Raw genomic sequence first — 22,286 nt, forward strand, 5'->3', positions numbered from 1 at the left:
CTGATTTATTTGAGGAGATTGATGATGGCAGTACAACTGGGTATTAACCCGTTAACCTGGACAAATGATGACTTACCTTCTCTAGGAGGAGACACGCCTCTTGAGGTTTGCCTTGCGGAAGGCAAACAGGCTGGTTTTGCGGGTTTCGAACTTGGCCATAAGTTTCCTCGAGAAGCGGACAAGTTAAACACTGTATTGGCTGCACACGAATTAAAAGCTGTGTCTGGTTGGTATTCTCTAAAATTACTCGAGCGCAGCGCTGAGGAAGAAATTACGGCTATGCAGCCGCACCTTGAATTACTTCGGGACACCGGATGTAAAGTGATGGTGTGCTGTGAAGTCACAGACTGCGTGCATGGTGATCAATCTAAACCTCTGTCCCTACGAAAGCCATTTCCTGCCGAGCGTTGGCAGGAATTTGCTGACAAGATAGATAAGGTTGCCATGCATGCGCTTAATCATGGCGTTCAACTCGCTTATCACCATCACATGGGAACTGTTATTCAAACAGAAGCAGAAGTGGACGAATTGATGAGCCGTACCGGCCCCCAATTAGGCTTGTTGCTTGACAGTGGGCACTGCTTGTTCTCAGGTTGCGCTCCTATTGTATTAGCTAAGCGCTGGGCAAATCGGATAGTTCATGTCCATTGCAAAGACATTCGAAAACACGTGATGGATGATGCAAAAAATGCCAACTTGAGTTTTTTAAATGCAGTCTTAAACGGTGTTTTTACTGTACCTGGCGATGGCTGTGTTGATTACCCAGCACTTTTCGCTGAACTCAAGAAAAATAATTACGAAGGCTGGTTAGTCGTTGAGGCGGAACAGGATCCTGCAGTTGCCGATCCTCTTACATTTGCCACGCTAGGGCACAAAAATTTGCAGACCATGGCCGCTAAAGCTGGCCTGTTATAAATCGCTATAGCAGCATAACCCGTCATTACGGAGAGTAAAAGTGAACAAAATACATAACTTTATAAACGGCCAGATCGTTGATAGTGCAAGCACAGAATATTCACCTGTGTTTAATCCAGCTACAGGTGAAGAGATTGCACAAGTCGTACAGTCGACACCTACCGATATAGAAGCTGCCGTAGCAGCAGCTAAAGCTGCCTTTCCTATATGGGCAGCTACCACCCCTTTAAGACGAGCGCGGATAATGAATAAATTTCGCGATTTGCTAGAAGAAAACTTAGACGAATTGGCTGAAATAGTTTCCCGAGAACACGGTAAAGTGCATTCGGATGCTAAAGGCGAAGTCATTCGAGGTCTCGAAGTGGTTGAGTTTGCCTGTGGCGGTCCGAATCTGTTAAAAACGGATATGTCAGAAAATGTTGGTACTGGTATCGATAGTCATGCTTTACGCCAACCCCTTGGTGTGGTTGCAGGTATTACACCCTTTAACTTTCCAGTTATGGTGCCTATGTGGATGTTCCCCGTAGCATTGGCCTGTGGAAACTCCTTTATTCTAAAGCCTTCTGAACGAGATCCGTCGGCAGCCATGTTTTATGCTGAACTTGTGACCCAAGCTGGTTTTCCTCCCGGTGTATTCAATATTCTGCATGGTGGTAAACATGTGGTGGACGCCTTAATTGAACATCAGGATATACCAGCTCTTAGCTTTGTTGGCTCTACCCCTATTGCCAAATACATTTATGAGCGTGGTGCTTCTTTTGGTAAACGAGTTCAAGCTCTCGGAGGAGCTAAAAACCACATGGTTGTTATGCCTGACGCCGATATTGAAAAGACGGTTAATGCTCTAATGGGCGCAGCCTACGGCTCTGCTGGAGAACGTTGTATGGCGATATCTGTTGTTGTACCGGTAGGTGATGAAGTCGCTGACAAACTAAAAACACGATTGATTGAAGAACTTGCAATCATGAAAGTAGCTCCGGGGACTGATAATGATGCCGAAATGGGGCCATTGGTCACCAAAGCGCATTTAGATAAAGTTGCCGGTTACATCGCTAAAGGTGTTGAAGAATCCGCTGAGTTAGTGGTTGATGGACGCGATTTTAAAATGACCCGCGAAGGTTACGAAAATGGTTATTTCATTGGCGGTACTTTGTTCGATAACGTAACCACAGATATGACCATTTACAAAGAAGAAATCTTTGGACCCGTGCTTTCAATGGTGCGTGCGAAATCTTACGACGAAGCTGTCAATATGATTAACGAACACGAATTTGGAAACGGTACAGCAATATTCACGCGGGACGGTGATGCCGCCCGCGCATTCACCCATGAAATACAAGTTGGGATGGTTGGTGTGAATGTACCTATTCCCGTTCCTATGGCATTCCACAGCTTTGGAGGTTGGAAGGCTTCACTTTTCGGTGATCACCATATGCATGGAGCGGAAGGTGTTCGCTTTTATACCAAACTGAAAACCATCACAAGTCGTTGGCCAACTGGTATCCGTGAAGGCGGTTCGGCATATGTTATGCCAACAATGGAATAACCTGTAGGCAGGTTTATGAGGAATCATTTTATGTCTGAAACATCAATATTATTTGCACTAAATCATATGGCTTGTCCAACCTTGAGTCCTATTGAGCTCATCGGGGCGGCAAAAGAGTTGGGAATGGGGGCGGTAGAATTACGTAACGATGTGAAAGAAAACAGTGTTATTGAACTTGAAACTGCCCGAGCTGTGAAAGTGGCTGCCGACGATGCAGGTATCAGCGTATTGAGTATTAATGCTTTGTATCCGTTTAATGTTTGGAATGAAGAGCGTCGTTCTCAAGCTGAGGAAATGGCGGAGGTCGCTGCAGCCGCTGGGGCAAGAGGCTTGGTGTGTTGCCCTTTGGTCGACGCAGAGGACAATCGTACTGCGGCGCAACGAGCTACTGATCTTCGAATTGCGTTGAAAGATCTAAAGGACATTTTAGAAAAACATAGTCTCCACGGCTATGTTGAAGCCCTTGGCTTTCCTATCTCGACCTTACGTTTTAAAAAGGAAGCAATCGAAGCCATTAATGATGTAGGTGGCAATGATGTATTTGGTTTGGTGCACGACACATTCCACCATGTTGGCGCAAATGACCCGGATATTTATCCTCAAGCGACGGGATTAGTTCATGTATCAGCAGTAATTGATAAAGAGATTGCTTTTGCTGACATGCTTGACGGACACCGCGAGTTTGTTGGGGCTGGTGATCGACTAAATAGTATATCTCAGGTGAAGTCGTTGATTGATGGTGGATACACCGGTTACATCTCCTTTGAACCTTTCTATGCTGGTTTGTGGGATCTGCAAGATCCTGTAAGTGAAATTCGCAAAAGTATGGAATACATGGCAAAGACACTAGAAGGTTAATATTACTGTACTTCTCAGAATAACTGGAGGATTTATAACATGAAAATTGCCCTAGACCCGTATATGAGTCGACATATTCCGCTAGATCAACTACCCAATTTTGTTAAGGAAATGGGGTATGACTATCTTGAGCTTTCGCCTCGGGAGGACTTTTTACAATGGTGGACTCGTCCCCGGGTCTTCCCAGCTCGTGTGAAAACATTTAAAAAAGCGTTGAGAAAGGCTGATGTGGAATTAGCAACGCTACAGCCAATGTATCGTTGGTCTAGCCCATATAGAGATGAGTGGGACAATGCGATTGAAAATTGGAAGCGAACGATCGAAATAGCTGTAGAAATGGAATGTAAGGTGTTGATTTCTGAATTTGGCAGAGGTGGCTCCCCTGAGCGTTCTCAGGCGTGCACACAAGGTATACATACACCTGAAGCATGTGAAAATGCCTTTTGGCGAGCCATGGATGTATTAGTACCAATTTTGGAACGTGAAGGTTTAACCCTGAGTGTTGAGCCGCACCCTGAAGATTGGGTGGAAGCAATTTCGCCTGCTATCGACATTATAAAAACAATAGATTCGAAAGCAGTAAAAGCATCGTATATAGCTCCGCATTCATTTTATTACGGTGATGATCTCGCTGATTCCATCCGAGCGACACGGGGAGAGCTGGTACATGCAAGAGTGGCTGATACTTTTAATCATAAGGCGTCATCTCAACTGCGTTACATAGTTAATCCTCCTGGTTCTAATGCTCGCGTTCATCAGCACCTAAATATGGGAGAGGGTGAACTGGATTGGGATACTTTCTTTAAAACGTTATACGAAATAGGTTTTAACGGAGTGCTATCGAGTTGTGTATTCGCATGGGAAGAAAATGCAGAAGCATCGTCTAAGTTTATGCGGGAAGAGATTCAACGCTATGTGGATAAATACTGGCATAGCTAATCGTATTTGGAGAATGAAATGAAAGTTAGATTTGGAGTTATCGGCACTGGTGCTATTGGGGCGGATCATGCTCGCCGCATATCAAAAGTTTTGACTGGTGCAGATGTTGTTGCCGTCACCGATGTGAATCGGGAGAGCGCTGAGAGTTTGGTACACAACCTGGATTTACAGGCTAAAGTCTATGGTGATGGCCATAAACTGATTGCTGCTGGAGATGTAGATGCTGTATTAGTTACGTCATGGGGGCCGACTCATGAAGAATTTGTGTTAGCTGCGATAGAGGCTGGCAAATATGTTTTCTGTGAAAAGCCTTTGGCGACCACTGCAGCAGGTTGTCGTCGTATAGTTGATGCAGAAATTTTACACGGTAAGCGACTCGTTCAAGTTGGGTTCATGCGACCCTACGATGCGGGTTACCGTATGCTGAAAAAAGCTATTAGCGAAAACGAAATTGGCGAGCCGCTTATGGTACATTGCGCTCACCGCAATCCAGAAGTGCCCGATAGCTATGAGACCCCTATGGCTATCCAAGACACGCTAGTACATGAGCTTGATGTGCTTCGCTGGTTGCTGGATGACGATTATGTTTCAGCACAAGTCATTTTTCCCCGTACTACAAAATACACGCACTCAAAACTGGCCGACCCGCAAATAGTATTGTTGGAAACCACTAAAGGGGTGCGTATTGATGTAGAAGTCTTTGTGAACTGTAAATATGGCTATGACATTCAATGCTCTGTTGTTGGTGAGGAAGGAGTAGCTAATTTGCCTGAGCCTATGAGTATTACAACGCGTAAAAATGCTCAACGATTTGAAGGTATTCTGACTGATTGGAAAAAGCGCTTTATTGACGCCTATGATGTGGAATTACAGGATTTCATTGAAGGGGTTAAAGTTCGGGAGCTAACTGGGCCTACGGCTTGGGATGGGCTTGCAGCATCAGTAGCCAGTGATGCTTGTGTTAAATCTCAGGAGAGTGGTGAAATAATTAAGATTGAAATGCCGCCTAGACCCTCATTTTACCGTTAACTAATTTTAAATAACCCCGCTAAGCTGCGGGGTTTTTTGTTTCAGGAGATGCTCAAATCCTATGTATATGAAAATACAGCAGACTCATATCGCGAATATTCTGCTACTTGCAGTGACCTTATTGGCAGCCTCAGGCTGGCTTTTTTCGAAATTTGTTTTGATTGCGATGAGTCCAATGTTTTTCTTGGCAATTAGGTTTATTGGATCTGGCTTGATGGTTGGCGCAATGAAGCCAATAAAGGTGATTAGAACGCCAATGTCTGATTGTTGGCGAGCGTTGCTTACTGGCACTGTTTTAGGTGTTCAGACAGCTTTGTGGGGATTTGCGTTAGCAATTTCCGATGGATTGGGTGTGGGAGCTTTCTTAATTAGTCTGAGCTTTTTACTTATTCCTATAACTGGTTTATTGTTTGGGTTTCGTGCGCAGGGGCACACATGGTTGGCCGTCGCTATCGCTATGCCTGGATTATTTTTATTGGCTCTGCGCCATGGCTTGACATTGGCTGACTCAGATATCTTGTTTTTGCTATCGGCTATCCTCTATGCTTTCTACTTCAATATCAATGGTCGTTTGTGCCATGCTATTCCGGCTATTACCCAAACTTGCTATCAATTGATTGCTGCTGGTACTGTGTGTTTTATTGCTTTTTTATCGATGGAAATCGATTTCAATCAATCAGTCTATGGCGTATGGCATTGGCTAGCACTAAGTATTGTTCTGGCGACGTGTTTACGCTTTTTTCTGTTACTTAAAGCGCAGAGTATGTCACCTGAAGGACAAGGGGCCATAGTTATGACCTTGGAACCTGTCTGGGTTGCTATTCTTAGTGCCTGGTGGCTGAATGAAAAATTATCTTTGGTCGCGCTGTTAGGAATGGGATTGATATTTCTGGCGCTGGTAGTAAACGCGGTAGGCAGTATCAGAGCAAGTCGAAAACGGAAGCAATTAGTATTTATGCAAGGACCAGCTATGCAGGAGGATTAAACACTAGGTGTTTAATCCTCCTGACAATAAATGTTCTCAATCTAGTCAATCGCCATAATCAGAGGAATTTATCCAGCTATGGGCGTCTTCCCAAACGAAGCACCAGCGACGTTCAGGTCCTGCCATTACGTTTAAGTAATAACTATTGTAACCAGCTAGCGTCGCAACAGGATGATAACCTTTGGGGACCTGAACTACATCTCTATCATAAGCAGCCATTGACTCATCTATTTCCCCATCTTCGGTATACACACGCTGAAAAACAAAACCCTGCGGCGGGTCGATACGGTGATAGTACGTTTCTTCTAGGTAAGTTTCTTGGGGGGCATTATCCTGATCATGTTTGTGCGATGGATAGGAACTACTATTACCTTCGTCAGTGTATACTTCCACAATTAACAAGCTATCAGCGGGTTCTGTTTCGGGTAAAATGTTATGTATAAAACGTTTGTTAAAACCTTTTCCTCTAGATTCTGATTGGATATCATCTGGGGTAATCAACCGTGCTATACATCCACCTTTTCCAGGTGCTTTGCATACTGCAACTTCTAAGTCGGTATTAGCCAAGAGCGTGAAATAATCATCGTTAGGTACATATACGGCATAAGGCTTTTTGCGCTCAAACGGCCCCATGCGCTCGCCAATATTACTTAACGATAAGCTTTCTGTTTTGACATCCGCTTTGCCTCCGATGAGGACTAAACAGACTTCATTTTCTTCAGTTTTTTGATAAAGCGTTTCACCTGCTTTTAATTCAAAAACTTCGAAGCCTATATATTTCCAACCAGCTGACTTTGGAGTAATACATTGGGTTTTTCCGGTTTCCTCATGCAGTGAGTATTTTGAGAGCAGTTGTGGCATTAATCTAGTCCTCTATCTTAAGTTAGTGGCAATAACGAATATTAAAACATTACCTTTAGTGAAATAGATATTCTACTATTTATTGCTAGTGAAATATATAGTCCAAGCATTGGTGTGTGGTGATAGTTCGGAGCTAAACTTTATTTTATGACTCGTTTTGTGAGCGAAAATAGAATCGAATGCCGACTTTCTCTGCAAAAGATAATCTTAAGAGCTGATTAATCGTATTGCTGGTTTTCGCTCAGAGCCGCATAAGTGCCTGAAATAGTTTTTTGCTATTTATTTTGCAGCAATGTTTCCCAGTGTAGAAGAAGGCAACCGATTCTATGGGTACTTAAATTCGGCTCAAGTGTTTGTGGAAGCGGGCCTGATGTTTGTGGCGCCATACGTGGTAAACAGAGTTGGTGCAAAGAATGGCTTGTTACTGAGTGGCGCTATTATGGCGCTGCGTATTATTGCATCAGGCTTGGTTGACGACGCAATTTCAATATCGATGGTGAAGCTTCTGCATGCTGTAGAATTACCCCTCTTGCTAGTGAGTATATTCAAATATATAACGGTTAACTTCGACGCTAGGCTCTCTGCAACGATTTACTTGATTGGATTTAACGTAATGTCGCAGGTGATAACGACAGCGCTGTCGTCGCTAGTGGGTGAAATGTACGATACGTTTGGTTTTGCCAATGCGTATTTGGTACTAGGTATAGTGGTAAGCCTAAACGTAGCGATATCTTGGCGAGTGTTAGAAGATAAAAACAAGGTAGCGCCCGCACTTCCACAAACAAACCTTAAAATGAGTCGCGATTAATTAAGTTAAATTTTGCCGTTTGACTAACGATATCGGTTCTTTCGTTTAAAAGATAATTTATGGCCCACTGGCCCATATCGTAGTGAGGGAGTGCCATGGTGGTAAGTGATGGTTGTAATAGCGTGGGGATAATATCCCAGTCATCGAAGCTACCAATACCAATGTTTTCGCCCACTTTTAAACCTAAAGATTGTGCCACAAAATAGACTTCTACTGCCATTGGATCTTGTCCGCAAAGAATTGCATCGGGCTTAAAGTTTTCGATAAGTTCAGCTGCCCGTTGGCGCGTTACTGAGTGCTCATTGCCTTCATCACCAGTAATGACAGACTCTATATGCAGTTCGCAATTTTTCCCTTTATGTTCGGCAAAAGCTTGTTCAGCACCTGCTTTTCGCTGCTGCCCCGCAATAATATTTTCATTCAAGTTTAAGAAGGCAATACGACGGTAGCCTTTATTTAGCATTTTGGCAGTAATTTCTCTGGCGGCTTCTTTTTCATCGGGCACTATTGAGGCGAATCGCTCTGAGGGGTCGAAACAATTCGCTAATACGGTGGGAACAGGGGAAAGTTCTTCAGGCAGTGTTACTTCCCGATGATACATTGCCGCATAAATAATGCCTTCAACTCTATGTCCTAGCAGATGATTTACTGCACCCTGTACGCTGTATTTATCAACGTTAACGTTAAGCACCATGAGTTCTTTATTATTCTTCCAGGCTAAATCTTGTGCGCCGCGAATAAGATCGAAAGTGTAAGGCACACGCAAAAGCTCATCAGCAATAAATCCAATTACCCCCGATTTTTTCCGCCTAGTCATTTGCGCGGCACGATTTGGGCGATAGCCTAGTTCTTCAATAGACGCTATTACTTTGTCACGATTGGCCGGCTTTACAGTGGGATCGTTATTAACAACGCGAGATACCGTTTTAAACGCTACGCCAGCATGGGCGGCTACATCTTTAATAGTCACCATTTATTTATGGGCTCTTGCATTTTTTATCGTTAAAAAAATAAACTATACCTGTTTTTTAAGCAATGCCATACCAGAATCCGTTGTGGCAATACCGGTATGCCTTTTATCTTGCTTATGTTCTTATTTCGGGTGGGGGTAAATCACTCTCTGTCATATAAGTTTCATGCTGTTTATTGTCCCCAATATGCGCAAGTAAACGCTCTTCTTATTATCTCAAAGTGCTATTTGAGATAAGCATGTACAACCAACAAATAACCTAAATAGAAAAGGGAACCGCTTATCAACAAGACTCTCAACAGAAGGCGCTTAGAAAGCTTTCCATGTGACATTTTTTTTCCATTTACTAAGTTATCTTCGGAGACTTAAGACATTCTGACTCGTTAATTTCGTCAAACCAGCTGCACAATGAGCCTAAAAATCCCTAAGTTAGCAAACTTTTAACAATGTGTCGCTTGCTCTTATTTTCATGAAAACTTATTTCAGTACTCTATGCGTGCTTTGCGCTCTTAAAGCAGTAATAAACACTATACACACCATAGTTTAGCTTATCGCTCATTCCATTCTATGTGTTATGTCGAATAGGTTCTATATGCCACTTGCTAATGTAATTTTTTAGTATTTGTGCGGTGGCTGTGGGCGTGAAGCAGACCTTAGACTTTTCTCAAATTAAGTTTTCAACCTAGCTCAGGAATTGAGCCAATACTGAAGTTAGGCGCTCAAAGGTCGCGCTCAATAGCTGAGGAGTGTTTAGGCTAGTACTATTCTGTTATATCACCTAACATCAACACGCAATGCAGCTAAAAATCAGATTCACGCGAAACCATTGGCACATAACAGTTCAATTGCAGCTGAGCCTAATTCTACTAGCTATTCCAGCCTTTACGCACTCGGGAATGGCGATAACGCCAAACGCATAATGCAAACACGATGAACGCCGCATCGATTATCACAGAATTCAGCACCAATGAATCAGGGTAATGCCCCACAAAGTGAGTTACTGCCAATACCACCAGTAGTACTGCCAACACATTCAGTAAGCGATGATGAGTTTTCGCCAACACGTTTTGCATTAACGAGGCAATAAGCCCCGCTACCAACACCAGCCAAAAAACCGGTTTGGGTGGCAACGACAGGGTAAGCTCCAAAATCGCTGCGACAGTCAAACCGATGGGTGTTCCCCACACAAAGCCAAGCCATAGTTGGTTCAGTGCACCCTGCATTTGACGCTTTGCCAGCCACAGATTAATCCCTGTGACGGAAATAATTGTCAGCGCAAACCCCATCAAGCCAAAAAAGATTTTCATTGCTTCTGGGCCAAAATGGCCAAAATGGATTCGATACACTGAAAACAATGCCTGTTGCCCTGCGTCACCGTCTGAGTAACCGACTTTGTCGATGTATTGGCCGTGGGAGTCGAACCGGTATTGTTCTGAATAGATCAGTTTGTCGAGATGCTGGGAACCCAGCAGAATATACTGATTGTCTTTTGTGGCGTTCTCCAGCGTGACAAAGACAGGCTGGGTGTTTGGAGCAATACTATCGATTTCCGACAAAGCCTGAGCAATGTTAGCCACCTTAGGTTGGTGCTCTACCTGAATGGATGTACCGTAAAGATCAGCAAATAAATCCATCTTTTTACCGTCGTACAGGGTATCGGCATAGATGGAGGTCAAAAAGGATGCTAAGCCGAAATACACACCCGTTATGGCAATCATCAAATGGAATGGCAGCCCCCAGACACTCATGCGATTATGCAAATCGCCCTGGGTCAACTGTTCATTGTTTCCCGTACGTAGCCGAAAAGCATCCTTGAAAATACGTCGGTGACCAATAACTCCGGAGATGATCAGTGCGACCAGTATTGCACCCAACATACTCACGATCATCATCCCGATGTCTTCAGGCAAATGCAGTGCAACATGAAGGTCAACGATAAGATCTGTGATAGGCGTTGACAGCGGTTCGCTGAGCGTTCCCGAAGGAGATATATTCCACGACTCACCGTCAGCGCTGATACGGGCCCGTGGCATATCATGAGTGGGCAGGCGGACAACAATGTTGCCGTTCGTGATCCCATCCTTCATTGCCAGAAAGCGCTCGTACGCTGTTTGGATACTGGCCGGCGTATAGTCGAGGTTATCCGCTATGTGTGGTTGTTCCCAACGCAGCAACTCCTGAGAGAACACCGACAATGCTCCCGACAAACATACCCAATACATGAGCACACTAACGGCCAAGCCTAACCAGGCATGGCTTTTTAACGCATTTTTATTTGCACTGGGGGATATTGAGAATCTCATACTACACACTATAAATAGAAATATAACTCAGCACGCTTAAGCCGCTAAGTACCAGAACCGGTCGCCATAATTTACTGTCTGCGCACAACCAATAAGCGGCTGCGCCCCACAAAACCGGCATCGAATAGATCCCCAGCGCAATAAGATTGACTTTGCCAATACTCAATGCGGTGGTCCATACCACTGTGACCAGCATGGCACATACGGCACTCAGAAATACACAGGCAAGTATTTTAATGATCGCGTTGACACTCTCGACGCGGCCGGGCATGCCCAAGCCTTTCACAAAGGGCAAATCAATCCGTTTGATGTCTTTGTCGATGCGCTGGCGTGCGAGAAAGATCCAACTCCACGCCTGCAGGGAAAACGCGACAACGGCATAGCACACGCCAAGCTCAGGCCCATATTCATGAACCCAGAGATTCAGGCTTACCAGCATAAAGCCCAATGCGCCAAGCTTGGCCACTCGCTTGAAAGCCAGTTGGTTGCTTTGCCATGCCCGGTAAAACAACCCAATAGCCAGTGCGCTGCCAACAAAGGCAGCGATTGAATACAACATAACGATTCCGCTAGAAAGAAACTGACGCTGACAGTTTAAAGGTACGCGGCTCACTTAGCACCAGATAGTTGGAGCCCGGATAGCCTCCTACCGACGCCCAGTAATTGTTGTCAAACACGTTGTCGACACGAGCCCGCACTGTTACATCGGTCACGCCAAGCAGGAAGCTATAACGAGCACCAAGATCAAAGCGATTGGAAGCATCCACTTCCAATGCGTTATCTGTACTGGCGTACTGGCTGGAAGTGTAAGCAGCTCGGGCATCCAGCGTTAAACCAGGAACTGCGGTAACGTCCCATTCAACGTTTACGTTTGCCTGCAACTCAGGCACACCAACGGCGGATTTACCATCCAGCACACCGTCCTGTGTTTTTGTGGTTTCTGCGTCCACCCAGGTGAAGCCACCCAATATACGAAGGTTATCCGTTGGCATCCCGAAAACACTCAGCTCAAGCCCTTGATTTTGTTGCTCACCGTCAATCGTAAATACGTTGTTCTTAACCACCGCGGTTTGTTTGGAGGTATTAAACGCACTGAGGGAGCCGCCGTATTGACCAGAATCGTATTTCACCCCCACTTCAATCTGTTCGGCGCGATAAGGGTCAAAAATTTCTCCTGAGTTTTCAATTACTTCACCACCACTCGACGCTGGAGCCACTTCGCCGGGTAGTAAGCCTTCGATGTAGTTGGCGTAATAGGACAGTTGATCTGACGATTTATAGACAACACCCGCAACCGGCGTAAATTTCGATTCGTCGTAACCCGATGATTCAACTCCGGTGTTGTAGTTGTACGCCCTGGTTTCTATGTTTTGAAAACGCCCGCCTAAGGTAACCAGAATTTTACCATCGAAAAACGACAACATGTCCGCCAGGGCAATACTTGAAAGGTCGACTTTTTCAGTAACCAAAGGATCGGCCAAACTACCGCCAACAAAGAAATCTGCATCTGGAATTTCTGAAGTTACGGGGTTGTAGATATTTCCGGGAAATCCAGCAAAATCAGAAAAAGCGTATGCGTTTTCAGACTCCGACGAATACACAGAGGTTGATGCAATGACCTTGTGGCCGACAGTGCCTGTGGTAAATTCAATGTTGACACCAATTTCACCGGACTGAACGTCATCGTTTCGGACATTGTCAAAACGATACGCACTGAAATCGCCATTCGCCTGTGCATTTCTGGGATTGGCAAAAATGTTGTCTTCTTCACCACTTCTGAAGCCGTATGCCGCCCACGCGCTGATGTTATCAGTAAAGTCGTATTCTCCACGTACTGCGCCGAAGAATTGGCGTTCATTCGTATAGGTCCAATCCTGAGCAAAGTTTACATCACCCTCTGGAGCTTCAGGAATTTCGGCAAGTGGCGTGACTGCTGGTCGGGGGGCATCTACCTGATGATCCTGGAACCCTAAATCAAATGAAACCCGGAATTTCTCGCTTTGATGATCAAGACCAATCGAAGCAACACTGAGTTCGCGATCTTGGTTGTTGATGTTGGTTTCGCCACTTCGCTGAACGAGATTCAGGCGCACGCCAGTGCTCTGTTCTTCGTCGCCAAAACGACGGCTGATATCGGCAGCACCATAAATATGACTCTGTGATTCATAACCAACAGTAAGGCGGTTCAAAGGCTCCTCACCAGCGCGCTTGGGAACGATATTTACCGAGCCGCCCAAACCACTGCCTCCGGGTGCGGCTCCATTCAGGAATGCACTGGCGCCCCGGAAAACCTCAACGCGCTCAAGTAATTCAGCAGCCACATACTGGCGCGGCAAAATACCATACAAACCATTGTAGGTCATGTCATCCGAGTAAACAGGGAAGCCACGTATTACGTAGAGTTCCTGAAAGTTCCCAAAACCTTGTGCAACGCGAACTACCGGGTCGTTTTGCAGCACATCGGCCACGCTCTTGGCCTGCTGCTCCCGAATAATCTCAGCGGTAAAGTTGGTGCTGCTAAACGGTGAATCCATCATATCCAGATTGCCAAGGATACCGGCGCGCCCACCACGGGAAACCTGACCACCGGCAAAACCGTCACGCAGATTTACCTGCGACGCACTAACGGTAATATGTTCAACCTCAGCGGTTTCATCCACCGTCTTTTGTTCAGTTTGCGCATAAACAGGGACGCTTGCACACACCAGTCCAGCCGCGACAGCCAAGGCAACTTTACGTAAATTCATCAGGGAAACTCCAAACTTTTTTAGGAAAGGGGAATTATTAGCAATATAGCTAATGATAACGATTATCAGTTACATCTGCAATGCGCGTTATCTGAGATTAGTACTAGAGGGGTTCTCACCGAAGGATAGGTATACAGAATGGCCGCTCTTTGTCTGTTGGTGCACTTCCAGTGCTCGCTGTTTGGCAGTTCCGTACGTAAAGCGGCCGATAGCAGAGTGCTGGACAAGAATGGCTGCCAGCTAAGCGCTAGCCTATACCCAAAGCGATGGGCATTGGGGAAACAGAAATAATCTTAAATTTCTAACTTGCGATTAGACAACCACTCGACCATTGCAGGGTCTCGGTGCGAGAAAAAAGAACTCGTTGCTGTATCCATCGCTGTGATTTTATTCAAGTCTGTGGTGGTTAATTCGAAATCACAGATATCCTGATTTTCAGTCATACGTGACGTTGTAACCGTTTTAGCAAGGGCAACAATTCCCCTTTGCACAACCCAACGAAGCACTACTTTCCCAACAGTTTTACCATGTGCTTTAGCAATTTCGGCCAGAACGGGATGGGTGAACAGGTTGTTTCTGCCTTCCGCAAATGGTGCCCAGGCTTCTATCTGGATACCTCTGGACTGCATCCACGGAACGCCATGCAGTTGTTGATTAAACGGATTGACTTCAATCTGATTCACAGCGGGTGTAACCGAGTTAAATGCAATTAAGTCAGCTAGTCTGTCTGGGGTAAAATTACTCACTCCTATAGCTCGTACTTGTCCTGCTGATAAAAGTGTTTCCATAGCACGCCATGCACCATGAACATCACCATAGGGCTGATGTATCAGGTACAAATCAATGTACTCAGTTTGTAATCTATCTAATGAACGTTGAAACTGCGCCAATGCTCCATCATAGCTGGCATCTTGTAACCACAATTTAGTGGTGACAAACATTTCATTCCTGGCTATACCACTTTGTCGCAGCGCATTACCCACTTGAGTTTCATTGCCATAGGATGCGGCTGTATCGATATGCCGGTAACCTGATGCAATCGCATCAAGTACCGCGTGTTCACATTCTTTTGGGTCAGTGATCTGAAAAACGCCGTAGCCCAGTATTGGCAGTTGGACGCCGTGATTAAGTTGCAGGTTATGCATCGCCAGTTTACCTATTGTTGTGTTAATAGAGCTCTTAGCCGTCAGTTTGCTCCGACAGCTAGTGAGTCCGATTTCTATTGAAGATGAGTAAAGCCCCATCGCAAGACAGGGGCCTGTCCAATTATGCCGAAAGCGCTTTTTTGACGTAGTCAGGCTTCAAGGGAAGTCGTCTGATGGCTTTGCCGGTAGCGTCATAAAAAGCCCCGGCAATAGCCGAAGAAGCCAAGGCGTTAGCACTTTCGGAGCCTTGTCCATACATAGTCGCGGTTTTGTCCGGCGCAATGACTACCTTAATCTTGGGTACTTCTGCCATTTTCAGAATTGGGTAGGACTGCCAGTCGGTACAGGTAAGTTTGCTATTATCAAAACTGACTTCTTCATGCAGTGCCTGAGACACGCCCATAATACAGCCTGCTTCCGCCTGACGTTTTAATTGCAACGGATTTACTACGATACCGGTATCTGAAACCAAGGTGATTCGCTCCACTTTTACTTCGCCCGTATCCGGTATTATCGCGATGTGTGCAGCACAGGCCCAATAGCCATTGTCACGCAACATAATCGATACACCGCGCCCAAGTGCTGGCTCACTGCCGTTGGCACGTGCTTGCGGTGAAGGGGAAGGTCGAGTGTCCCAGTCTGCTTCGATTTTCAATCGCTCAAGAATGGCTTTGAAGCGTGGTTCAGTAATATGCGCCAGACGAAAGTCAATGGCATCCATTCCGGCCAGCGCAGCCGCTTCGCTCATGGCGGTTTCGCGAGGGAAGTTTTGCTGAAACTGAATGGGTGTGCGCATGGAATGATCACGTATACCCACATTAATGGGTGATTCCTGCTGGCCGAGTTGATACATACCACGGCCAGTTTCAGCAATATTCTCTACCGAGCCATACACCCAGGTGTCGGCGATAAAAATCCCCAGACCATGTAAAAATGAAGGGTTATCGGGCGTCGGTGGCAAGATTGTGTCTTTGCCTGCCAGAATCGCACCGATTGGACGGTCATCCTGCATCGGCGGGCCGCTGTGCACTGCTTGATAAGTCGCAATGCGACCCTGCTCATCCAAGCCAATGCTAATTTGTGACAGCATAGCCGACGAGTTGGTTGACCACTGCATATCGTCATGGCGCATCCACTGTACCCTGACAGGTACACCAAGTTTGACGGCCAATAATGCAGCCTCATCTTCTGAACCTGCATTGCCACCATTTGAACGTCCAAAGTGGCCGGGGCCAATATAAGTTTTGATGATCACATCGGCTTCAGGCTGTTTAAGCATTTTGGCAATCGCCATGCGCAAAAACTGCGGATTCTGACTGTGTGTGTGCACCACCACTTTGCCGTCTTTGACTTCGGCCACCGATACCATCGGGCCTATCGGCGCATGTTTATAATAGGGCATAAAATATTCAGCGGAATGGGACTTGGCGACCGGCAGACTGATATCGCCTTTGGACGAGCGGCTTTGCATATCCGGCACGTCGTCCCAACTGGGCTTATCGTGCAAGAATTGTTGTAATCCGGTAGAAGTAGTGGGAATACCCTGCCAGTCAGACCATTGAGTTTTAGCTTCAACTGACCGTGCCGCCTGCACTGCTTCCCATTCATCAGACGACACCACCGCCAACAGATTATTAATGGTTACAATCTGACTGTTGGCGAATAAGGTTTTATCCAATGGACCGGCTTTTAGTAAGGTTGAACCGAGGGTTTCGGGGTGGATCACCCGTGCATGCAACATACCCGGTAATTTCACGTCGCCCACCCAGATATTGTCGCCTGCGACTTTGGGCCTGACGATGGGATTTTTCAGTGGCTGACCGATGATTGTGTATTCGCTAACGGGCTTCATGGGTGGCTCCCCGGTAACGACAATTCCCATAAAGCTGGTTAGCTCCCCCCTGACCGGAATACTCAAGGACCAATTTTGATTGGCCAGTAATTCACCATAGCTAATTGTGTGATTACCAGCCTGGATAACCCCTTCTTTTATTTTCAGGCTATCTTTGGCTACGGCGAATTTTTCCGCTGCCAGGGTTAAAACCGCTTCGCGTATATAAGCAGCCACTTTACGCAAATTCTGCACGTTGGTACGCAATAAACCAAAGGTACCGCCGCCGTCAGGTGTCACATCCGTATCACCCCACACCACATTGGTAATATTTGCTACCGGCATACTAAGTTCTTCGGCTACGATCTGTCGGTACGCGGTAAAAATAGAACTCTGACCAAAATCACATTTCCCGGTACGGATTAATGCTGTGTTATCGGCATGAATTTCAATCCAACTGGCTGGTTTGGCCGCATCCAGTGAGGTGGGTTGACTGCCGTTAGCCGCAGCAAATGCCAGTTTCGGGTCCAGTGCCAAGGATGCAATCAAAGCACCACTGCCTCCCAGGAAAGCCCGGCGACTTAATTTCGCGCCATAAATCAAGTACTCACCAACTGATTGAGTTTCTTCATTATCGTTCTGTTCAATGTTCATCTCTTAGCCCTCTACAGTGTTGGTGGTAATCAACTCAGCGCCTTTGATAATTGCTGCTGCGCGATGAATACCATCCTTGATGGCTGCATATGAGCCACAGCGACACAAATGCGCCGAGGGGCCTGATACAGTCATCGCGTGATTGATGTCTTCATCACTGGGGCTGGGATTTTTTTCTAATAATTCGGTGGCTTTGATCATCATGCCGTACTGACAAATACCACATTGGGGAACCTGCTCATCAATCCAGGCCTGTTGCACCGGATGCAAACGATCAGGGGCGTTCGGCAACGAACGTTGTTGTTGCCAGCGTGCTGGCAACCCGTCAACCGTGGTGATTTGCTTGCCTTCAAGCGCGATAATGGGATAAATGCAGGCGCGAACCTCTTCACCATCAACCAACACTGAACACGCACCACATTGCGCCAGACCACAACCAAACTTGGGGGTCATCACATTGAGTTCACCGCGCAAAACATACAACAGTGGGGTATCTGGCGCGGCTTTCACCTGGCGGGCGTGGCCGTTTATAAACAAAGTTATCATCGCTTTACTCCTTTGAGTATGGGCATTACATGTCAATCAATTCGTTCAGTAAGGCCTCTGGTTGTCAGCCATCGCCCATCATTCATCAGAGCAAGCGGCTGCTACTTATCTGAAACGGCTTAATTTTCGTTGTTGGTCATTGAGTATCGCAGGCAACTTTACCAGCAGCCTTTAATGCTCAATTTTGTGGGTATTACGCACACTACTGAAAGTCAGGGCAAGTAACTGCCAATTTCCGGCGGTGTTTACATAGACTTCCGTGGTGGTAAATTCGGTTGAAACGTCCTGGCCACGCACATGGGCATCCAGGGTAATGCGGCTCCAGACAACACCGGTTTGACCAACAATTTCCACATCACAGTCATGGACAACGGTATTTTTGTACCAAATACTGCCGCTCTTAATAATTTCTAACTCACGATCTTTTTTCCAAGCTCCGCTCATATGGACAAATTTTGATTCTTTATGGAACAAAGGTGCCAGGGCATCGACATTTTTGTCAGCCATCCATTGCCATTTCTGTTTTGACAAGGCCGAAAGTATTTCCTCTGTTTTCTGCATGCCGCCTTCGGCAGGCATTTCGGCTTGTAAATTCACATAAGGGCTTTGCTCTGCCATCACAGAGCCGAATGGAAAAAACGATAGCAGTAACAATAGCCAAAATGGTGCTGGGATTATTGATTTCATAGTGTCTCCGGGGTATGGGGTTTGATCAGAGTTTTTCAGGTGCTTCAACGTCAGAAAACACCTGAACGAAGTCTGGTAATCGCTGGCCTTGTATCGCGATTGAAGCCAGCGAATCGTTTAGCTCTCGCAACTCTGACGTAGAGAAAGAAAGATCTCTTGAAGCTGTGTTTTGCTGCATATGTGCCAAACTGGTTGTTCCTGGTATTGGTACAATCCAGGGTTTCTGATGTAGTAACCAGGCAAGCGCGATTTGCGCTGGTGATGCATTTTTTCGTTCAGACCATTGCATTAATAGCTTTACCAGCGACATATTATGAGCGAGGTTTTCAGGATTAAATCGAGACTCCGTAGCTCTAAAATCGCCTTGTGAAAAACGAGTATTTTCGTCAATCCATCCTGTTAAAAACTGTACTCCCAGCGGACTCCAGGGAACAAAGCCGATGCCCAATTTCTCGCACAACGGCAAAACAGATTTTTCAGGACCGCGCCATAACATCGAATATTCACTTTGTACGGCACTAACAGGTAAGGTCGCATGTGCGCGTTTGAGTGTATTGATGCCCATTTCTGATAGCCCCCAGTGCAGGACTTTTCCTTCGTTCATCAGATCTGCTACTGCACCGGCCACATCTTCAATGGGTACATCGGGGTCCACTCTATGCTGGTAAAGCAAATCAATACGGTCCGTTTGTAACCTCGATAACATGCCTTCGACAACCATCTTGATATGGGCAGGGCGACTGTTCAATCCCGGTAATCTCGCCCCGGTCTGTTGGTCAATATTCCAGCCAAATTTGGTGGCAATGACGATGTTGTCCCGAAACGGTTTAACGCCTTCACCAAGAATACGTTCGACTTCGAAGGGACCATACGCTTCAGCCGCATCAAAAAATGTGACTCCCTCCTCGTAGGCGCTTCGGATCACTTGATGCATTTCCTGTCGATTGGGAACCGATGTGTCGTACTTCCGGCTCATGTTCTGAACGCCCAATCCAATAGACGAAACTTGTAGTTTGCCAAGCTTTCGTGTGTTTGGACTTGTTGAAATTGTGCGCTTCTTTTGTTCAGAGGTTGACGCCTGTATATTGGTACTCAGCAGTGATGCAGCCGCCAGGCTCGCCCCCGATAAAAGAAATTGTCTTCTGTTTTGCATAAAACTGTTCCGGTCAAATCAGGTTAAAATTATTAATGAGACTGTTCCTGCGAGACCAACTCCATCCAAGTTACGGTCTCGCCATTGTCTGGCGTTGAAATTGCGATGTGTGACATGAATGAATCTGGCGCGGCACCGTGCCAATGCCGGGTATTGGGTGGGATAGTGATAACATTACCCGGTAACATCTCCTGAATATTCCCACCTTCATTCTGAACCAGTCCTTTTCCTGAGATAATGATGAGTGTTTGGCCTTTCGGGTGGGTATGCCAGGCAGTACGAGCTCCCGCTTCAAACTCCACCAATGCTCCGCGATAATGACCATCTATCGGCGACGTGAACCGAGAACTGACTTTCGCTACTCCACTAAAGTTAGTGGGTGAGCCTTGTGTAACCGTTGAATCACTGCTCACGGTGACGTGCTTGGTGGTTTCGTTGTTCACATCGATATTCGCAACACTACTAAGAACGTGACTGGCTCTTATTGCGCTGTCCTGACTCACGGAGTCCTTTAGAATGCGTGTGAATTCGAGCAACTGTGCGGGGCTGTAACCGACCCTTAGTGATAACTTCATGTGCGACATCAATTGGGCTTCAACCCCCGGCATCGCAGAAAGCATACTAATAGTGAGTAGCTCTCTGTCTTTAACGGTTAGTACGTCCCGATAAAATATATCTGCGAATAAATGCTCTACGAGAAATGTCTCTATAGTTGGTACAAAGCCCGCGTAGCCCGTTGTGCGATTGGACATATCTCGCCCTACCAGTTCATTGCGAACCTGATGACCATAACTATTCGCGTTGTAATCATCCGGAAGCGGTGTCGCTTCTCTGCCTACTTCATCGGTCATTCCCTGCGCTTTTCGTTCTGAAGCCACATCCATAAAAGTCATAATGCCGTTTAGTGCACGGGGAAACCCTGCATACGCATAAGAGTGGATGAAAATTTCTTTAATTTCGTTGACGGTTAACCCATTTTCCAACCCAGCCTTGAGCGCTTCATTCAGCGTTTGTACATCGCCTGATGCCGTGAGTGCAGCAATCGGAATCATTGAGGCTTGGCGTTTGTCTAGAGACTGACTTTCTTCTGTGGCATTGACTGCGCTGACGAACAACGCACATAATCCAAGAAGTGGCGTTACGATGACCTGCTTTAACGAAAACTTATTGATTTTCAAAATAATTCCCTCGCGCAAAATGATGATTCATATACGTTTAATCTAAACCTTTCTCGTGCAACCAATCAGACATGAGCGTTGCTATTTCAGAGTTATTCAGGTCTGAAAATGGAAAGTGGGTGTTACCATAAATACCTATTTGGGGAAGGTGAATAACAGTAGCATCACCACCATGTCGGTTTATGGCATCAGCCCACTCGTAAGCCATCTCAAGCCTGATTCGCCAGCCATCTTCGCCGGGCAATTGACTGGGTTTTTCTGGAATATTGTCACCGTAATAAATCACAATTGGGATCTGAGTCAGCTTGTTAAAATCATCCAGAGGAGCTTCTACCGCAGTTAATGGACCACTGCTACTCTGCTTCTGGGCAGGCGCTTCGCCTTCAGGGAAAACAAAATTACTACCGGGCTCATAAGAAACAATGGCCTTGATGTGCTGACTCTGCATGGCTGCCTGCCACCCCATTCCTCCGCTGTGTGAATGGGTAACTAGGATGCCATCGCCAATTTTGGTAAATAAGGCTTCAACCGCATCAGCATTTACATTGATATTGATAGGGCCGACATCAGGCACCATTTGTCGAAAATATTGTTCTAACGACGCTTCATCTTTTGGAAACTGCACATTGGGGAAGTAGTCAGGCCATGTACCAACGCGAAAAGTATTGAACCACATTTGCTCATTCGGAATCGGCTCGTAGCTACCAGAGAGTGTGGCTTTTGCGGCGTTACCACGCCGGGGTTGGTCAATCAAATAAACGCCGTACCCTTTGCGTAGGAATATATTCTGGTAACCTTCACGGCCATCTGGTGTAGATTCCCACGTTTTCGAGAACTGCCCGAAACCATGCCACATTACTAACGGGTATTTTCGTTCATTGACTGGAATTTGATAAAAGACATAAGCGTGATCGCCATGTAACGTTTGCCCGGCAGACGTCAATTTTATCGGATCAAATTCCCCTTCTTTTTGAATGACAGTCCCACCCACAGCGAAACTACCTTGTTCTGCGAGCATTAAAGGGGATGCTGAGTCATTTGTCTTATAGGTAGTGCTACATGCACTCAGTACCAGAACTGTTGACGCCATTAGAGTCAACGAACGATAGCTTCTTATGATCGAAATCATGT

At 46.1% G+C, this 22,286-nt stretch carries 19 protein-coding genes; 7 read left to right on the top strand and 12 right to left on the bottom strand.

The window, feature by feature from the left end:
* Positions 1–21 precede the first annotated feature (21 nt).
* The 6 genes from iolE (at position 22) to GCHA_RS21805 (ending at position 6,272) form a co-directional block, all read left to right on the top strand.
* Positions 22–915 (top strand): myo-inosose-2 dehydratase, encoded by an 894-nt coding sequence (iolE, locus tag GCHA_RS21780; protein ID WP_318249031.1) that lies wholly within the window; start codon positions 22–24, stop codon positions 913–915.
* Between the two features lie 40 nt (positions 916–955).
* Positions 956–2,461: a CoA-acylating methylmalonate-semialdehyde dehydrogenase gene (locus GCHA_RS21785; protein ID WP_007992213.1), complete on the top strand. Its 1,506-nt coding sequence runs from the start codon at positions 956–958 to the stop codon at positions 2,459–2,461.
* 30 nt (positions 2,462–2,491) lie between these two features.
* Complete coding sequence (locus tag GCHA_RS21790) at positions 2,492–3,319, top strand: TIM barrel protein (protein ID WP_007992214.1); 828 nt, start codon at positions 2,492–2,494, stop codon at positions 3,317–3,319.
* A gap of 39 nt (positions 3,320–3,358) precedes the next feature.
* The gene (locus GCHA_RS21795) at positions 3,359–4,258 is read left to right on the top strand and encodes a sugar phosphate isomerase/epimerase family protein (RefSeq protein ID WP_007992215.1); all 900 of its coding nucleotides are present in this window, start codon (positions 3,359–3,361) and stop codon (positions 4,256–4,258) included.
* A gap of 18 nt (positions 4,259–4,276) precedes the next feature.
* Positions 4,277–5,287: a bifunctional inositol 2-dehydrogenase/D-chiro-inositol 1-dehydrogenase gene (gene iolG / locus GCHA_RS21800; protein ID WP_007992216.1), complete on the top strand. Its 1,011-nt coding sequence runs from the start codon at positions 4,277–4,279 to the stop codon at positions 5,285–5,287.
* Between the two features lie 61 nt (positions 5,288–5,348).
* A complete protein-coding gene (locus GCHA_RS21805; protein ID WP_007992217.1) occupies positions 5,349–6,272 on the top strand; it encodes a DMT family transporter in 924 nt (307 codons plus the stop codon).
* A gap of 45 nt (positions 6,273–6,317) precedes the next feature.
* On the opposite strand, the gene iolB is transcribed toward GCHA_RS21805, so the two are convergent.
* Positions 6,318–7,133, bottom strand: a complete 816-nt coding sequence (gene iolB / locus GCHA_RS21810) for a 5-deoxy-glucuronate isomerase (protein ID WP_007992218.1) — start codon at positions 7,131–7,133, stop codon at positions 6,318–6,320.
* A gap of 277 nt (positions 7,134–7,410) precedes the next feature.
* Between iolB and GCHA_RS21815 the strand changes: the two genes are divergently transcribed.
* On the top strand, positions 7,411–7,941 hold the full coding sequence (locus GCHA_RS21815) for an MFS transporter (RefSeq protein ID WP_318249038.1): 531 nt from the start codon (positions 7,411–7,413) through the stop codon (positions 7,939–7,941).
* On the opposite strand, the gene GCHA_RS21820 is transcribed toward GCHA_RS21815, so the two are convergent.
* The 11 genes from GCHA_RS21820 to GCHA_RS21870 all read right to left on the bottom strand — a co-directional run bounded on the left by GCHA_RS21820 (position 7,922) and on the right by GCHA_RS21870 (position 22,284).
* Positions 7,922–8,914, bottom strand: a complete 993-nt coding sequence (locus GCHA_RS21820; RefSeq protein ID WP_007992220.1) for a LacI family DNA-binding transcriptional regulator — start codon at positions 8,912–8,914, stop codon at positions 7,922–7,924. The two genes, GCHA_RS21815 and GCHA_RS21820, sit on opposite strands and share 20 nt — an antisense overlap.
* Positions 8,915–9,777: 863 nt before the next feature.
* Entirely contained in the window at positions 9,778–11,214 is a 1,437-nt protein-coding gene (locus tag GCHA_RS21825; protein ID WP_007992221.1) for a PepSY-associated TM helix domain-containing protein, read from the bottom strand.
* A gap of 1 nt (position 11,215) precedes the next feature.
* Positions 11,216–11,773, bottom strand: coding sequence for a hypothetical protein (locus GCHA_RS21830; RefSeq protein WP_007992223.1), 558 nt, complete (start codon positions 11,771–11,773; stop codon positions 11,216–11,218).
* 10 nt (positions 11,774–11,783) lie between these two features.
* Entirely contained in the window at positions 11,784–13,961 is a 2,178-nt protein-coding gene (locus tag GCHA_RS21835) for a TonB-dependent receptor (RefSeq protein WP_007992224.1), read from the bottom strand.
* Between the two features lie 293 nt (positions 13,962–14,254).
* On the bottom strand, positions 14,255–15,106 hold the full coding sequence (locus GCHA_RS21840) for an aldo/keto reductase (RefSeq protein WP_007992226.1): 852 nt from the start codon (positions 15,104–15,106) through the stop codon (positions 14,255–14,257).
* Between the two features lie 121 nt (positions 15,107–15,227).
* Complete coding sequence (locus GCHA_RS21845; protein WP_007992228.1) at positions 15,228–17,591, bottom strand: xanthine dehydrogenase family protein molybdopterin-binding subunit; 2,364 nt, start codon at positions 17,589–17,591, stop codon at positions 15,228–15,230.
* 3 nt (positions 17,592–17,594) lie between these two features.
* Entirely contained in the window at positions 17,595–18,137 is a 543-nt protein-coding gene (locus GCHA_RS21850) for a (2Fe-2S)-binding protein (protein WP_007992231.1), read from the bottom strand.
* A gap of 171 nt (positions 18,138–18,308) precedes the next feature.
* Complete coding sequence (locus GCHA_RS21855; protein WP_007992235.1) at positions 18,309–18,824, bottom strand: nuclear transport factor 2 family protein; 516 nt, start codon at positions 18,822–18,824, stop codon at positions 18,309–18,311.
* 25 nt (positions 18,825–18,849) lie between these two features.
* Complete coding sequence (locus tag GCHA_RS21860) at positions 18,850–19,977, bottom strand: aldo/keto reductase (protein ID WP_007992237.1); 1,128 nt, start codon at positions 19,975–19,977, stop codon at positions 18,850–18,852.
* A gap of 32 nt (positions 19,978–20,009) precedes the next feature.
* Complete coding sequence (locus GCHA_RS21865; RefSeq protein ID WP_007992240.1) at positions 20,010–21,155, bottom strand: (R)-mandelonitrile lyase; 1,146 nt, start codon at positions 21,153–21,155, stop codon at positions 20,010–20,012.
* Between the two features lie 37 nt (positions 21,156–21,192).
* Complete coding sequence (locus tag GCHA_RS21870) at positions 21,193–22,284, bottom strand: alpha/beta hydrolase (protein ID WP_039992907.1); 1,092 nt, start codon at positions 22,282–22,284, stop codon at positions 21,193–21,195.
* Positions 22,285–22,286: the final 2 nt, after the last annotated feature.

The organism is Paraglaciecola chathamensis S18K6, assembly GCA_000314955.1.
Lineage (GTDB): Bacteria > Pseudomonadota > Gammaproteobacteria > Enterobacterales > Alteromonadaceae > Paraglaciecola > Paraglaciecola chathamensis.

Excerpts from the sequence above, each read along its gene's own strand:
- iolE (WP_318249031.1), top strand. The coding sequence starts at position 22 with ATGATGGCAGTACAACTGGGTATTAACCCGTTAACCTGGACAAATGAT.
- GCHA_RS21790 (WP_007992214.1), top strand. The coding sequence starts at position 2,492 with ATGTCTGAAACATCAATATTATTTGCACTAAATCATATGGCTTGTCCA.
- GCHA_RS21795 (WP_007992215.1), top strand. The coding sequence starts at position 3,359 with ATGAAAATTGCCCTAGACCCGTATATGAGTCGACATATTCCGCTAGAT.
- iolG (WP_007992216.1), top strand. The coding sequence starts at position 4,277 with ATGAAAGTTAGATTTGGAGTTATCGGCACTGGTGCTATTGGGGCGGAT.
- GCHA_RS21805 (WP_007992217.1), top strand. The coding sequence starts at position 5,349 with ATGTATATGAAAATACAGCAGACTCATATCGCGAATATTCTGCTACTT.
- iolB (WP_007992218.1), bottom strand. The coding sequence starts at position 7,133 with ATGCCACAACTGCTCTCAAAATACTCACTGCATGAGGAAACCGGAAAA.
- GCHA_RS21820 (WP_007992220.1), bottom strand. The coding sequence starts at position 8,914 with ATGGTGACTATTAAAGATGTAGCCGCCCATGCTGGCGTAGCGTTTAAA.
- GCHA_RS21825 (WP_007992221.1), bottom strand. The coding sequence starts at position 11,214 with ATGAGATTCTCAATATCCCCCAGTGCAAATAAAAATGCGTTAAAAAGC.
- GCHA_RS21830 (WP_007992223.1), bottom strand. The coding sequence starts at position 11,773 with ATGTTGTATTCAATCGCTGCCTTTGTTGGCAGCGCACTGGCTATTGGG.
- GCHA_RS21835 (WP_007992224.1), bottom strand. The coding sequence starts at position 13,961 with ATGAATTTACGTAAAGTTGCCTTGGCTGTCGCGGCTGGACTGGTGTGT.
- GCHA_RS21840 (WP_007992226.1), bottom strand. The coding sequence starts at position 15,106 with ATGCATAACCTGCAACTTAATCACGGCGTCCAACTGCCAATACTGGGC.
- GCHA_RS21845 (WP_007992228.1), bottom strand. The coding sequence starts at position 17,591 with ATGAACATTGAACAGAACGATAATGAAGAAACTCAATCAGTTGGTGAG.
- GCHA_RS21850 (WP_007992231.1), bottom strand. The coding sequence starts at position 18,137 with ATGATAACTTTGTTTATAAACGGCCACGCCCGCCAGGTGAAAGCCGCG.
- GCHA_RS21855 (WP_007992235.1), bottom strand. The coding sequence starts at position 18,824 with ATGAAATCAATAATCCCAGCACCATTTTGGCTATTGTTACTGCTATCG.
- GCHA_RS21860 (WP_007992237.1), bottom strand. The coding sequence starts at position 19,977 with ATGCAAAACAGAAGACAATTTCTTTTATCGGGGGCGAGCCTGGCGGCT.
- GCHA_RS21870 (WP_039992907.1), bottom strand. The coding sequence starts at position 22,284 with ATGATTTCGATCATAAGAAGCTATCGTTCGTTGACTCTAATGGCGTCA.